Consider the following 14,413-nt stretch of genomic DNA (forward strand, 5'->3'; position numbering starts at 1 on the left):
ATTTGGCGTCGAAGGACAGACAAACAGGTCGACCTTGGTGCGAACCAACTCTTGGTTGTCTTCATGGAAGTGAGGCAGATTCGCGGTATACACGTCGGCGAGATTCCCTTGCTCGATGTAAGGCAGAATCTCAGTCGGCCAGCCAGATCTCCTTCAACTGGTTCGAGCATTGCATACGCCGAGCCGCTTCGCGTGCCGCTTGAACGGCAGGCAAGAGCAGCGAAATCAAGACTCCGATAATGGCGATAACCACCTGCAATTCAACAAGCGTGAAACCGTAGCGACGCGTAGGCATAAAGCTGAAAACCAACTGAAAAACAAACCACAGCTACCGAGGCGGGACAGGCACGATGAAATTGCTCTGGCAAGGAAGCACCCTCATAAAACAAAAAGAATACCGATCACGAAAAGGGCAGCGATTCGGCAAGTTCGTCGGTTTGCTTCCACCCTCCAGTCGGTTGGCGTGACATGACTGTCAGCAACGCGAATCGGTTGCGGTGCCAATCTCCCTGGCGGTAGCAGCTCCCCAACTTGTTGACGGTGAGTACAAATGCAGGACGAACATCCACCTGAATTTTCATAGACGCCATAGCCTTGAAGAGGAGGTCTGCTTGCCGATACAGCGCAGTCCCATTTCGCATTGCGGTAAGTTTGCGGCCCACAACGATTCGTCTCGATCCTGCGGCAGGCAGCAGTCGAGGTAAGTTGCGGGAGGGTATCGGTCGTTTCGATTGCTGGCACGAACTTCGAGACCTCTCTTTCGCCGAGTCTTGCCTTCCATCCCTGGGCTTCGGCTGCACACGACCGGAACGTAACGGCCTTGTGGTGGAGGATCGCCCGCATGCATCTTGCTTCGACGCCAAATTGTTTCTTGTTAGCGTTTGCCGCGATATTGTTCGCCAGCAACGGTTGCCGGTCGACGGTGCGCGTCACCGATACGGCACAAACCGGCTCGCAGCAATTGCTGCTCAACTCTTCAGCCGACGCGGTGATTTGCTCGTTCGATTTCAGTCCGCTGGCGAGTCGAAGGTGTTACCTCGATACGACCGGGCTCGGCAATGGAAACAACGGCTACGTGGCGTATCGCATTCGAGAACAAATGGCGATGTATGGCGTTCGCCTGGCCGATGCCCGAGACCAGGCCGACATCATTGTCGAAGCAGGGTTATCGGCCTACGGCACCGACTCGCGGCAAGACACGATTGGCATTACCGACGCCGACCAGATTCCGGACGTCTACCTCTATATCCGTGATCGCCAGTTCGGCGTGGCGAAGCTGTCGCTGTTTGCCCGGGAGAAAGAAACCGGCAACATGATCTGGCACTCCGGTACGATGCGGGCCGATGCCTATCAAGATATTCGCAAAGTCTTGGGAACCGGTCCGTACTATTCCGGATCGATCCAACATTCGGGAACACGCGTCCCGGTGCAGGGCGGTGGTTTTCTGGGGAAATAGCTTTCGGCTGATCTCGTTAGCAATACGATTCGCACCGGCGAGGTTCGCGCATAAAAAAAGGCGAGCCATCGCGGGGATGGCTCGCCCTTGTAGTCCTTTACAAGACACAATCCTTGGTTCTTACCCGGCTGTGAGAGCCGGTTGTTCCGCCCGTGGGGCAGGGGAACCAGGTTAGTCCCAATTCAAGCCACTCGAGCTTTGATACTCGGTGACGCGGGTTTCGAAGAAGTTCTTTTCCTTCGCCAGGTCCATGGTTTCGCTCATCCATGGGAACGGGTTGTTCGGCTGGTTGAACTGCTTGGCCAGACCGATACGTTCCAAACGGCGATCAGCGATGTGATGGACATAGTCGCGGAACAGATCGCGGTTCAAGCCGAGAATACCGTTGGGCAGGCAGTCCGAAGCGTAACCGATTTCCAGTTCGACAGCTTCCTTGATCAGGTCGATGATCGATTGCTGGAATTCTTCGGTCCAGACTTCCGGGTTTTCTTCCTTGATGCCGTTGATCAAGTCGATCCCAAAGTTCAAGTGAACCGTTTCGTCACGCAGAATGTACTGGAACTGCTCGCCGATACCAGTCATCAGGTTGCGGCGGTGGAACGAAAGCACCATCACGAAACCGGTATAGAAGAAGATACCTTCCATGATGATGTAGTAACCGATCAGGTTCTTCAGGAAGGTTTGAATGCCTTCGTAGCTGTCGGTACGGAAGTCCGGGTCGAGCACTTCACGGGTCAAGTTCATCTCGAACTCATCCTTGCGAGTGATCGCGGGGACTTCGTGATACATGTTGAAGACTTCGCCTTCGTTCAGGCCGAGGCTTTCCACGACGTACAAGAAGGTGTGCGAGTGAATCGCTTCTTCAAATGCCTGACGCAGCAGGTACTGACGGGCTTCGGCATTGGTAACATGCTTGAAGATCGCCAACACCAGGTTGTTGCCCACCAGGCTTTCGGCAGTGGAGAAGAAGCCGAGGTTACGCATGATCACCTTGCGTTCGTCCTCGGTCAGCTTGTCGCTACGCCAAGTTTCGATGTCCTTGGTCATTGGAACTTCGGTTGGCATCCAGTGATTGGCACAACCGTTGAGGTAGTGTTCCCACGCCCAGTGGTACTTCAGCGGCATCAACTGATTCACGTCGACCTGGTGAGCGTTGATCAAACGCTTCTCGCTGGCGCGAACGCGGCTGGTGCCGGTCATTTCGGTATCAAAGCCGAGGCTTGGAGTGGACATCGTGTTTCTCCGAAAGGAAAAGTGTGCGGGAAAATTGCGTCGTGCAATCGCGCCGGCGGCAACCCAGATTGCGGCCGGCGACAGACTTTGGCAGAGTCCTGGCCCATGTCCAGTAACAACCGGACATGGTCAGTCATGACAACCGCTGCCTATTGGCACGATTCGCAGTCGCCATCCAGGTTGCAGACCTTCGCTTCTGGCTGCTGTTCCGGAAGCTGATCCAACGAATCGACAGAGGCCGCCTTTTCGCGATCGACCTTAATGTTGGCCGAAGCACTTTGGTTCTTCATCCAGCGTGGCTGAATACCGAACTTGTTGACGTCGACCGTCGACTTCTCGACCTGGGTCGCACTCAGCGTGCGGAGGTAGTAAGTCGTCTTCAGAGCCTTGTTCCAGGCCAGGAAGTACATCTCGTGCAGCTTCTTGCCGCTTGGTTCGGCCATGTACAAGTTGAGCGACTGGCCCATGTCCAACCATTTCTGGCGACGAGCGGCACATTCGATCAACCATTCTGGGCCGACTTCAAATGCGGTCAGGTACTTCTGCTTGATGTCGTCTGGAATGCGGTCGATATCGAGCAGGCCACCGTCGTAATACTTCAGGGCTTCGATCATGTCCGAATCCCACAAGCCCAGGTCCTTCAGGTCCTGCACCAGGCGACGATTGATCTGTGGGAACTCGCCCGACAGGTTGCTCTTCACGAACAGGTTCTTGTAAGCCGGTTCGATCGACTGGGTAACACCGATGATGGTGGAAATGGTTGCCGTCGGAGCGATTGCCATCACGTTGCTGTTACGCATACCGTTTTCGGCGATCGAGTCGCGAACGACTTGCCAATCCAGCGTCTGGGTGCGGTCCAGGTCGATGGCGACGCCACGTTCCTGTTCCAGGATTTCGAGCGAGTCGATCGGCAGAATACCGCGATCCCACTTCGATCCCTTGTAGGTTTCGTACGTACCGCGTTCGGCAGCCAACTGGCTCGAGGCGAGCAGAGCGAAGTACGAAATCGCTTCCATACTGCGATCGGCAAACTCGACCGCTTCGTCGCTGGCGTAACCGGCACCAATGGCATACAGGGCATCCTGGAAGCCCATCAGGCCGAGACCGACTGGACGATGCTTACGGTTCGAGGCACCAGCTTCGTTGGTTGGGTAGTAGTTGATGTCGATCACGTTATCGAGCATGCGAACCGCGGTGGTAACCGTTTCACGCAGCTTTTCGAGATCGAACTGACCATCTTTCACGTGAGCCAGCAGGTTGATGCTGCCCAGGTTACAAACGGCCGTTTCTTCCTTCGAAGTGTTCAGCAGGATCTCGGTGCAGAGATTACTGCTATGAACCACACCGACGTGATCCTGAGGCGAACGCAGGTTCGACGGATCTTTCCAGGTGATCCAAGGGTGGCCCGTTTCAAACAGACGGGTCAGCATCTTACGCCACAGTTCCAGGGCGTTGATGCGACGGAACATACGAAGCTTGCCTTCGTCTGCCATCTGTTCGTACTGCTCGTAACGTTCCTGGAACTTGGCACCGTACAGATCGTGCAGATCTGGTGCTTCGTCTGGACTGAACAGCGTCCACTGGGCATTCTCACGAACCCGCTTCATGAACAGGTCAGGAATCCAGTTGGCGGTGTGCATGTCGTGCGTACGACGACGATCGTCACCGGTGTTCTTGCGCAGATCGAGAAACTCTTCGATGTCCAAGTGCCACGATTCGAGGTACGAGCAAACCGCACCCTTACGCTTGCCACCCTGGTTGACGGCGATCGCGGTATCGTTGACCACCTTCAGGAATGGAATGACACCCTGGCTTTGGCCATTGGTACCCTTGATGTGGGCGTTGGTGGCACGAATGTTCGACCAGTCGTTCCCCAGACCGCCGGCCCACTTGCTGAGCATGGCGTTGTCGCCGACTACCTTGAAGATGTGTTCCAGGTCGTCCATCACCGTGCTGAGGTAGCACGAGCTGAGCTGAGGATGCAGCGTACCGGCATTGAACAGCGTTGGCGTCGCCGAGGTGAAGCGGAAAGTCGACAGGATGTTGTAGAACTCGATTGCCCGAGCTTCCTTGTCCTCTTCATTCCAGGCCAGGCCCATCGCGACACGCATCCAGAAGTACTGAGGCGTTTCGATGCGGCGACCTTCGACGTGCAGCAGGTATCGGTCATAGATCGTCTGCAAACCGAGGTAAGGGAATGCAGCGTCACGTTCCGGACGCAGGGCCGCCGAGATCTTCACCAAATCGAACTCACGCAGCTTTTCGTGCAGACGCTTCGATTCGATACCAACGGTGATATAGTCCTCGAACTTACGCTGGCTGACTTCGGCCAGGTCTTCGTTCGGATGGATGTGCCCGAGGGCTTCGTTGTAGATCACCATCAGCATCAAGCGAGCGGCGACGGTGTCGTAATCTGGATCGCGTTCGATGCGGCTACGCGAAGCCAGGATCATGGCTCGGTAGATTTCCTGCGGCGTGATGCCGTCGTACAGCGAACGGTAGGTTTCTTCAACCAATTCTTCGGCCGAGCAGTTCTGCTCCAGGCCACGAACGGCGGAGTAGATTCGGCGACGCATGCGAGTCGAGTCGAATGGAATCTTGTCGCCATCTTCCTGCTTCACGAAGATGCGTGGAGCGGTCAGCGTACCATCGCTTTCGACCGCACGCAGAGCACGCAGCTTGGCATGCTGTTCGCGATACAGGATGTAGCGACGAGCCACTGAGAAGTGACCGTGACGCATCAGCTGAATTTCGACAGCGTCCTGGATGGTTTCGACGTCCACACCATCGCGGCTGAACGGACGATTTTCGATCTGATTAACCACGTTCGTCGTGATCTCAGAAATCTGCTGCTGCAGAGCGGATTCAATCGGCTGCTCGTCTGGAATGCCGATTTCTGCTCGGAATGCACGTTCGATGGCCCGTTCAACGCGGCTCGACTCGAAAGAAGTGATCCGGCCGTCCCGCTTGCGGACGTCCAAAGATACCTGGGTCGTCACTGTCGTCATGACATCGTCTCCTACAGGTTGCTGAGTTCCGGTCGGTTTCGTGCCGTCCGGTTTGCTTTTCGATTCCATTGCCGTCGCCTTATTCAGCCAGGAAACACACCTTGTATGAACCACACACGGGTGGGTGACAACGTTCCGAAGGTGCAGCATCAAGCGCAAGCAAGCCATGCAGGTATTGCCTGGTCGTCCATGACACAATGTTCAGACGAGAACTTGAGACTCCATAAATCGTCACACCCTGATCCCAGGGCACCCCACTACTACCTGTGAGGTTGTTGTTACCCGCTCAGCTTGGCTGCGTTTGCCGCGCTACCTCGTGGGCACCACTACAAGATATTGTATCACTGAAGATTCACGGCACAATATCCTGTGTCGCCAAAATTGATTTATCGCCATATGTTGGGGGCGAATTGAGTCATTTCCGACGACGGGAGCCCAATATATCGTGGTAGCAGAACGCGTCAACCACATTATCTTCACATGCCATAACCCATTGCGAGCCAACAAGTAAGAGCAACATCCGACATTGCTTTCCACAAGCAGGTCGCTAGCAAAGAGTGCTATCGCACGCCGCAGGACGATCCGTCTAAGGATGGATTTCTAACCACAAGTGCCTATAAACACGACACTTAGAAGCAACCAGCCAATGCAAGCACTAGATCTAGTGCCCGGCCGAGACTGGCAGCACACTCCGTGGCAAATTCTTGGAACTTTATGGATCTCTTACCCGGAATTCATCCCGCCTGCACATGATGGCCCCGTCGGATGACACCTTTGGTCACTTCCGGTGTGAATTTGGGCAATTTCTTGGCTGCTTGGTAATCGTTAAAGCTTAACAGCCGACCACAAGATCTTGTGGTGCTAGCCGGCTGTGATCGATCTTCCCACACCACCGTCGGGTTCCGGTCCTGACGCATCGACAACATATTATTTTGCGCAATTTTGCGTTTCCGCCATACTCAGGTGATTCGCGCTCGCCGCCGCTTCAATCAAAATTGATAGCACGCTCAAGGTCCGCCGTCGTCTGCCCAACAGACGCGGCAACTTGCATTGCTCATGCCCCAACGTGACGAGCCAACCACTTACATTGGCTGACGATGGCAATGTGTTTCAGCGTTTCGCTGACCTGACCAGAGGCTCCTTTGCACCCCAGCAATGGAATCCCCTTTTCCAACCATGACGGTCCATAGCCAAGGAAGTGCTATCGACAGTCACCATCCTTAGCGAGCAAGAAGAATGCGTTTGAAAATCTCATTGTTGGCTCTCGTGACGATGCTGCTGGTCGGCAATGCGCGGCCAGTCGCTGCAAACGATTACATCCTGACCATCGGCGGTGGTCCTCATCCGTCGGGCAATCAAATCTCGTTGGAAAACAACGTTCTGTATTTTCAACGCACCCTCGGCAAGCTGGGGCTCGATAACGTCGAGCATCAAATCCTGTTCGCCGACGGCAACGACGAAATCCGTGACATTCAATACATGGCACGAGAGAAGGGTGGCGAAGACCTGAAGTCGCTGCTGGCCGAAGTGATTGGTCCTGGCAACGGCTTTCAGTTCAATTATCGCAGCAACTCGATTCCTGGCGTCAACGGTCCGGCGGAACCTGCCGTGATCGAAGAAACGCTGGAACAGTTCGCCAAACGTTTGACGAAAGACGATCGCCTGGTAATTTACTTCACCGGTCACGGCGGTCGACCTCGTCCCGGCACGCAGCCTCGCGCACGTCGCTCGCGCGGTGAACCAACGCCCGCGAAGAAGGAAGATGAAGCAGCCGCGGAAACCAAGGCTGAAGAGAAAACAGAAGCCAAGACGGAAGAAGCAGCCAAACCGGACGCTGTTGCGACGGAACCTGTGAAAGTCGAAGCACCACCGAAGGAAGAAGCGGCTCCTGAAACGCCTCCAACCCCGGAAACCGAAGCGGAAGATCCCGGCACCGAAGACGCAACCACGCCGAAAGATCCGGTGAATTGCGACGACGAGAAGAAGGAAGAACCGAAAGCAGAATCCAAGCCCGCCAAAGAGGAAGCGAAGCAGCCTGCCAAGGACAAGCCGAAGCCGCTGACCGACTCGGATAACTTCACGCACCTCTGGCCGAACGAAGAAATGTCGGTCAAAGAATGGACCGAGTTCCTCGACCAGTTCCCTGCCGATACCGAAGTCGTTGCCGTGATGGTGCAATGCTATAGCGGTGGCTTTGGCAACATGATCTTCCAAGGGGGCGACCCAGCCAACGGCCTGGCAGAGCAGCCTCGTTGCGGGTTCTTTTCGACCGTGCCTGACCGCGTCGCTGCTGGTTGCACACCGAACATCGACCAGGCCGAATACCGCGAGTACTCTTCCTACTTCTGGGAAGCCCTCTCTGGCGAAACGCGAACCGGCAGTGCCGTAAGCCAGCCCGACTACAACAACGATGGTCAGACATCGATGTTGGAAGCTCACGCTTACACCGTGCTGACCGCCGACACGATCGACATTCCGATTCGTACTTCCGACACGTTGCTGCGACACTTCAGCAAGACGTCGGGCCAAGAAGGCCTGCTGACCATTCATGCTCCGCTGGCCGTTCTGATGACCGGTGCCGATTCTTGCGAAAAGGCCGTGATCGAAGGCCTGGCGGGACAGTTCGATCTCAAGCAGCCAGCTCTTGGCAAAGTGACTGAAGAGCTGATCAAAACGAAGCAGGAAGAGAAGAAGAAGCTGGACAAGGACCTGGGCGAAGCTCGCAAGAAGATCATCGAAGCCAAGATGGCCATCAACAAAGATGTCCGCAACAAGTGGCCGGAACTCGCCAGCCCATGGCACCCAGATCTCGATGCAATCTTGAAGGAAGATGGCGAGAAGATGCGTGAAACGATCATGCAGCACGGGAAATACTCGCAGCTTCGTGATGCCGAGAAGGCCATGGAAGAAGCTCAAGGCAAAGCCGAACGACTCGACCTCGATGTCGTGAAGCTGGAACGCCTGAAGTATTGGCTCGAAACGCGTGCTCTGGTGCTGAACCTGACCGTGTGCACCGACGCCAAGACGATCGATGCTTACCACAAACTGGTTGCCCTCGAATCGGAAACCTTCAGCAGCGATACCAAGTCGCCGGCCCCTCAGGCCACGCCTAAGCAGACGGCTCAGAACTAAGCCGACCTGACACAATTCCAAACGAAAAGAGCCCGCAGATCGACTCCGACCTGCGGGCTCTTTCTATGGATGATGGAAGGCGAACCTCAGTCCACTTTCAGGTTTTCAATTTCATCGAATGTGATCAGCTTGTCGCCGTTGACGTCGAGTGACTGGAACGCTTCCGCTCCGCCGACAAACTCCGCTTCCGAGACGTCCCCGTCCTGGTTGCGGTCCATCGAAAGAAACCAATCAGGGCCGCGACGCTGAATCTTGCCGAGCACCGAGTCGGGCGGGCCGATACTTATGGTGAACAGCAGTTGCCGAGGCAGGCGTTCCAGGTCGACCGTGTCGCCCTGAACGCATCCGGCCTCTTCCAGACGAGCCACCGCATTTCGCAGTTCGCGTCGCGAGAGGGCCCCGTTGCGGTCGGTATCGAGCAGTTCGAGCACGCCGCTTCCACAATCGACGATGGTCACCATCACCAAACCGGAAGCGATTTCTTCCTGCAGCGTAAGCCAGCCTTCCAGTTCCGCTTTGGTAAGCTGCTGATTGCCATCACGATCCATCATGGCGACCATGGCCGAACCGAATCCCTTGCCAGAAGCGGACCACTCAGCCTGAGAAAGGACACCGTCCTGATCTTCGTCCGAGTCGGCGAACTGCTCTCGGCTCGAAGTAAGCAAGCCTTCCAGCCGCTCTACCATCTGCCCCGGATCGCTGCGAACCGTTAACCAGGTATCGCCAAGCTTCACGTAAGGAAGTTCGGTCGTTTGCTCTTTTTCACCAACACCTTCCACCACGATCGCCTGCGTTTGATTGTCGACGACAAGTTGTACATTCCAAATCTGGTCCGGCGAAGCATCTCGCCAGGCGGTCACGCTTGCGGTGTCGTGCAACTGCTTCGGAAAGCTTGCCTGCGATTTCAGTCGGTGGGTCCACGCGATGTCGCCAGGCTGTTGCGGCAAACGACTGACCGGGAAGTCGTGCATCGCCTCGGCAAGGGGAGGGCGGTCATCGCTGGCGACCTGTAGGAGAAAGCTGGCCGACGTTCCAGGATAGAACACCCCAGCCACCAGTTCGCCAGCACCAATCATTTGATCGTCGTTCTGGTCGAGTTGATCGAGTACTGCTTCCGCCTTGCTCCATTCGTCGCGACTTACCTTTCCATCCTGGTCGGCATCGAGGCGGGCCAACAGGGCAGCGGTAAGATCATTCGTGAACGGAGCGATCCCAATGCCGATTATCGGCTGGCCGACGTCGTGGCTGCGATAATACGCGGCGAGTTGTTCTCGCGTGATGCTGCCTCCTTCAGTGCCCCCGAGGTCTTCCCACTTCGGCGCTGATTTGATCACCGGAGCGAACCCGCTGTAGGTCGCTTCGCGCAGGGCGGCGGCGGCGGGAAGTCTGGCGGCCTCGGCTGGGTTCAACGTGCCGTTCCCATCGATATCGCAGTAGGCGAAGATCGCGGCGAACTTCTGATCCCAAAGCTGCTGATAGGTTCGATCCCCCTTGGCGATCGGCAATGCAATCCGCTGCAGCCCTCGGGAATGGAGCACCGCCAACTCCAGCGTGGTAGGCACATCGTCCGCGTAGGATCCAGACAGGCCGCTCAAGGAAAGGCCAGCCGCGAGTCCCCAGGCCAAGATCTTCGTTCTCATAGAAGTTCCTCAATCGGCTTCGCTTCCGGATCGGCAATGCGGATCGGACGGCCGACGTTCGATTGGTTCTGTTTCATCGGATCGATGTCGATCGCCTTGCAAACGGTGGCGATCACATCAGGCACCGTCACCGGTCGGTCTGCCACTTCGACGCCATCCGCATTGGTTGCCCCCAGGGCCTGACCACCTTGAATTCCACCCCCTGCCAACACGGTCGACCAGGTATGGGGCCAATGGTCACGGCCACTGCGGCCGTTAATGCGTGGCGTACGACCGAACTCGCCTTGGCAAATGACCACGGTCGAGTCCAGCATGCCGCGTGATTTCAAATCGTTGAGCAACGTCGAGAAGCCGACATCGAGCGTTGCCGAAAGTTCTGCGACGCGTTCAAAGTTCTCGTTGTGCGTGTCCCAGCCCCCCAAATTGACTTCGACGAAGGTGATCCCTCGTTCGATAAGTCGGCGTGCCATCAAGCAGCCCTGGCCGAACGTGTTGCGGCCGTATGCTTCACGCAGCGTTTCTGGTTCGTCCTCCAAGCGAAACGCAGCAGCCGCTTCGGGACGCATCAGGCGAATGGCCTTCTGCGACGCGGTCTCCAGTGCGTCGACGACTTGACCGGAACGATCGCTCTGGAAACGCTTGTCCATCTTACGAAGGAGGTCGAGTCGCTGTGACTGGGTCGCGTCGGTGACATTCTCGCCACGCTGCATGTTCGGCACGACCAGGTTGGCGCTGTCACGACCTTCGCCGCCAATCACCAGAGGCGAAAACTCTGGCCCAAGGAAGCCACCACCCAGCGAACCGCCACCTCGACCTGGAGAGATGCTGACGAAGCTTGGCAAATCGAGTTCCCGATTCCCCAGTTCATGCGAACAAAGAGCTCCGAACGTTGGAAACTTGATCGCACCTTGCGGAACGTAGCCGGTCCTTACGAACTGAGTCGCGCGGCTATGATCGCCTTCCTTGCTATGCATGGAACGCACAATCGCAAGATCTTCTGACTGAGCGGCGAGCTTCGGCAAATGCTCCGAGATCTTCACGCCTGGCGTCGCCGTAGCGATCTCTTTGAACTCACCACCGTTGGGCGAGTTGGGCTTCAGGTCCCACATATCGATCGTGGCAGGACCACCGTCAAGCCACAGCAAGATCACTGCTTTGTTAGTCTTGGCCAGGCCTTCGGTTTCTGCCGCCAGCGAACCGATCCAACTGTTGGCACTGCCCAGGCCAACGCCCAGCGCGGCCATGCGCAGGTAATCGCGGCGAGTCAGTTGATACGAACGAGCCATGTTGTTACTCCAAGGCCGGAAAAGAAATCGTCGTTAGTGATTGGTATTGAATTCGGCACTGTTGATCAGCACCCACATCAAGTTGCTGAGTGCCTCGCTGCGGTCCTCCGACTCCTTCAGATGGGTCGTGAACAGCTCGACTTCCTCGGCATCGGGCTTGCGTCCCAACGTTGCCAGGAACAGCGTGTCGATCTTTTGCGAGGTACTCAAAAATGGGGCATCGGCCAACACACGCAGCATCGGGCTTTGCTCGGTGTCGATGACCTCGGCGGTCGTATCCCCGTTCATCAAGGCAAGGGCTTGCAGAATCGATCGTTCCGCGTGCGCGGCATCTTCCACAAAGAAGCTGCTGACAAATCGCGATCCATCATCGAGGCCACGTGTCGGATCGATATCGTCACGAACCGCTTTCATCCCAGCGGCCGTGCGAATGCTTTGATAAAGTTGTTCGCCGCTCATGCCACGCACCGGCATCCGAGCGTAGCTTTTCAGATCGACCTCGCGTTCTTCGCCGGCTGATACACGGCTGGTGCGTTGATACGCTTCGGTCAGCACGATCGCTTCGCTGAGCAGTTTCAGGTCGTACCCACTTTCAACGAAGGCGTCCGCCAGTTCGTCCAAAATCTCAGGCTGCAGCGCCGGATTGTCTTCCGATAAATCGTCGAGCGGCTCGACCAGGCCGACCCCGAAATAGTGAGCCCACAGCCGATTGACAGCGTTCTTGGCGAAATAAGGATTACCTGGACCGGTTACCCAGTCGGAAAGTGCCTTTCGTCCGCTATCCTGCGTCATCGCTTCCGGCCAGGGAACTTCATCCCCGGTGAACAGCGTGGCAGAAACCGTCACGGTCGACTCCGGCAATTCAATCTCAAACTTTTCGGCCGTCACGTCGTCGCCAGCCTTCGGACGCGCGAAGAAGGCGGCCGTTTCCCAGAACTGCTCTTGGGTCCAGCGGCTGAATGGATGATCGTGGCACTGAGCGCAATCGAGATTCAGCCCCAGGAAGGCCCGGGTGGTATTTGCCGCCAGGTTCGATGGCAAACGCTGGCTGGCGGTCAGAAAGCTCTCGGGCGTTCCCATCGCGGCGGAAGCACCGGTATGCGCCTCCATTTCCGCATCCGGAATATTAACGGTCAGCATCTTGCGAACGACCTGATCGTAAGGAGCATCATTGGCGAACTGCAGCGTCAGCCACGTTTCGAACTCGTCGGTCAGATCGCGGAACTCTTGCGTATCGGTTTGCGGGATCCAGGTGCGGCGCCAGAAGGTTGCCATCTGCCGAGCATGCGTTCCGGAACGAACGAGCTTGTGGGCCAACTGCTGCCGCTTATCGGGAGACTCGTCTTTCAGAAACTCGCGAGCTTCCGCCACGGTGGGAATGCGACCGCCAAGATCGAGATAAACGCGTCGTAAATACTCCGGATCGGAAGACTGCTGCGACGGAACGACTTTCTCGTCTTGCTGAAATTCGTGCAGCAGTTGGTCAATTCGATTGGCTAACTGTGGAGCGGAAGGCGCTTCGGCCATTGCCATCGAAATACAGCACAACCAAAGGACGCTGCCAAGCAAAGTCGTTCGAGCCATCTAATATTCTTACTTCGATTCAACAGACAAAAAATAGATTCAACGCGACCTTCAGCCCGGCGACTAGAACGAGGTCGGGTCGATCGGCTGGCCATCGTCGCGGGTCGTCAGTCGGGCGAAGGTGAGCCCGTCGAGCTCTGGCGTCACGAAGCGAACCGAGCCGTCACACAGCAAGATGTTCGCTCCTTCAGGATGAAACCCATAGATGCCGAAGAAGTTGTTGCAGTTCACGGCGCAGTCGGACGCATCTCCCTTGCCGCGATCTTCGCCGGTCTCGCGGTCGAAGGTCGAGAATTGAATACTTCCGAAGCCAGCCCACGCACCACGCGAAAGCTCGGCCCCCAGCGGGGAACCTTCGCCGGTCATCTTGCCGACACGCCATGGATCGGGCAGGCCTGCTTTTTCGACGATCAGCAGCGTATTGGATAGCCCGTCCGAGACCAGGTGAAACGGAACGGTGACGTCGTCGGTCATCGCCTGGTGACGATTGCCACGCGTGCCCGAAGGCCAGTTCACGCCATAACCGGTGCTGGGCATTCGCATGCCGTTCGAAGAAATGAAGTCGTTCAGACCTGGCTCGAAGCTGAAGACCGAGGCGCGGTCGGTGTTTCGCGAACTAACCGAGGCACTCGCGGTCACCACCAGCTTGCGATCTTTGGGCGAAGCAGGACAAAGGAACGCATCGACCGTCTGGCGACTGACGTCCTGATTGATCGGGTCGTAATAGTCGTAGTCGGGATTGAAAGCAGAAGCCAACTTGGGCTCGATGAAGGGAATGATTTGCACGCCCCAACCACCAAAGGGAAGCTTGCCACCGAGCCCCGTTCGACGAGGCGGAAAACCTTGGCGAATGCCCGTGTATTGCTGGAAGGCACTGCTGAGCGTCTTCAGATTGTTGGTGCAGGTCTGCTTCGCGGCGTCGGCCGATGCCATCTTCAACGCTGGTAATGCGATGGTGATTGCCAGCACAAGCACACAGGTTGCGACGATTGCGTCCAGCAACGAAAAACCACCGCGGGCAGCGCGTTTCATATCCAACGACTCTTTTGCAATGACCAGTGCGAGATGTCGAGC

8 protein-coding genes and 2 pseudogenes are annotated in these 14,413 nt (G+C 56.5%); 2 read left to right on the forward strand and 8 right to left on the reverse strand.

Going from position 1 to position 14,413, the window contains the following annotated elements; genetic code table 11:
• Nucleotides 1-42: 42 nt before the first annotated feature.
• A pseudogene (locus ABD890_RS25605) lies at nt 43-157 on the reverse strand (hypothetical protein); the annotation flags it as partial.
• Nucleotides 137-295, reverse strand: a pseudogene (locus tag ABD890_RS25610) (type II secretion system protein); the annotation flags it as partial. The pseudogenes ABD890_RS25605 and ABD890_RS25610, both read right to left, overlap by 21 nt.
• A gap of 546 nt (nt 296-841) precedes the next feature.
• Between ABD890_RS25610 and ABD890_RS25050 the strand changes: the two are divergent.
• Complete coding sequence (locus ABD890_RS25050) at nt 842-1,456, forward strand: DUF6655 family protein (RefSeq protein WP_345095776.1); 615 nt, start codon at nt 842-844, stop codon at nt 1,454-1,456.
• Nucleotides 1,457-1,627: 171 nt separating this feature from the next.
• Here the strand turns inward: ABD890_RS25050 and ABD890_RS25055 are convergent, their stop codons facing one another.
• Nucleotides 1,628-2,689, reverse strand: a complete 1,062-nt coding sequence (locus tag ABD890_RS25055) for a ribonucleotide-diphosphate reductase subunit beta (RefSeq protein WP_345095777.1) — start codon at nt 2,687-2,689, stop codon at nt 1,628-1,630.
• Nucleotides 2,690-2,838: 149 nt separating this feature from the next.
• Entirely contained in the window at nt 2,839-5,697 is a 2,859-nt protein-coding gene (locus ABD890_RS25060; protein ID WP_345095779.1) for a ribonucleoside-diphosphate reductase subunit alpha, read from the reverse strand.
• Between the two features lie 1,236 nt (nt 5,698-6,933).
• Between ABD890_RS25060 and ABD890_RS25065 the strand changes: the two genes are divergently transcribed.
• Nucleotides 6,934-8,829 (forward strand): hypothetical protein, encoded by a 1,896-nt coding sequence (locus tag ABD890_RS25065; protein WP_345095780.1) that lies wholly within the window; start codon nt 6,934-6,936, stop codon nt 8,827-8,829.
• Between the two features lie 86 nt (nt 8,830-8,915).
• On the opposite strand, the gene ABD890_RS25070 is transcribed toward ABD890_RS25065, so the two are convergent.
• From ABD890_RS25070 to ABD890_RS25085, 4 genes are all read right to left on the reverse strand, one after another.
• Nucleotides 8,916-10,469, reverse strand: a complete 1,554-nt coding sequence (locus tag ABD890_RS25070; RefSeq protein WP_345095782.1) for an EF-hand domain-containing protein — start codon at nt 10,467-10,469, stop codon at nt 8,916-8,918.
• The gene (locus ABD890_RS25075) at nt 10,466-11,755 is read right to left on the reverse strand and encodes a DUF1501 domain-containing protein (protein ID WP_345095784.1); all 1,290 of its coding nucleotides are present in this window, start codon (nt 11,753-11,755) and stop codon (nt 10,466-10,468) included. Before ABD890_RS25075 ends, ABD890_RS25070 begins: the two co-directional genes overlap by 4 nt.
• A 33-nt stretch (nt 11,756-11,788) precedes the next feature.
• Nucleotides 11,789-13,339, reverse strand: coding sequence for a DUF1549 domain-containing protein (locus ABD890_RS25080; RefSeq protein WP_345095786.1), 1,551 nt, complete (start codon nt 13,337-13,339; stop codon nt 11,789-11,791).
• Nucleotides 13,340-13,402: 63 nt separating this feature from the next.
• The gene (locus tag ABD890_RS25085; protein ID WP_345095788.1) at nt 13,403-14,371 is read right to left on the reverse strand and encodes a DUF1559 family PulG-like putative transporter; all 969 of its coding nucleotides are present in this window, start codon (nt 14,369-14,371) and stop codon (nt 13,403-13,405) included.
• Nucleotides 14,372-14,413: the final 42 nt, after the last annotated feature.

This window comes from Bremerella cremea (assembly GCF_039541315.1).
Classification (GTDB): Bacteria; Planctomycetota; Planctomycetia; order Pirellulales; family Pirellulaceae; genus Bremerella; species Bremerella cremea.

What these genes read in the sequence shown, in the direction of transcription:
- ABD890_RS25050 (WP_345095776.1), top strand. Translation starts at nt 842, where the DNA reads ATGCATCTTGCTTCGACGCCAAATTGTTTCTTGTTAGCGTTTGCCGCG.
- ABD890_RS25055 (WP_345095777.1), bottom strand. Translation starts at nt 2,689, where the DNA reads ATGTCCACTCCAAGCCTCGGCTTTGATACCGAAATGACCGGCACCAGC.
- ABD890_RS25060 (WP_345095779.1), bottom strand. Translation starts at nt 5,697, where the DNA reads ATGACGACAGTGACGACCCAGGTATCTTTGGACGTCCGCAAGCGGGAC.
- ABD890_RS25065 (WP_345095780.1), top strand. Translation starts at nt 6,934, where the DNA reads ATGCGTTTGAAAATCTCATTGTTGGCTCTCGTGACGATGCTGCTGGTC.
- ABD890_RS25070 (WP_345095782.1), bottom strand. Translation starts at nt 10,469, where the DNA reads ATGAGAACGAAGATCTTGGCCTGGGGACTCGCGGCTGGCCTTTCCTTG.
- ABD890_RS25075 (WP_345095784.1), bottom strand. Translation starts at nt 11,755, where the DNA reads ATGGCTCGTTCGTATCAACTGACTCGCCGCGATTACCTGCGCATGGCC.
- ABD890_RS25080 (WP_345095786.1), bottom strand. Translation starts at nt 13,339, where the DNA reads ATGGCTCGAACGACTTTGCTTGGCAGCGTCCTTTGGTTGTGCTGTATT.
- ABD890_RS25085 (WP_345095788.1), bottom strand. Translation starts at nt 14,371, where the DNA reads ATGAAACGCGCTGCCCGCGGTGGTTTTTCGTTGCTGGACGCAATCGTC.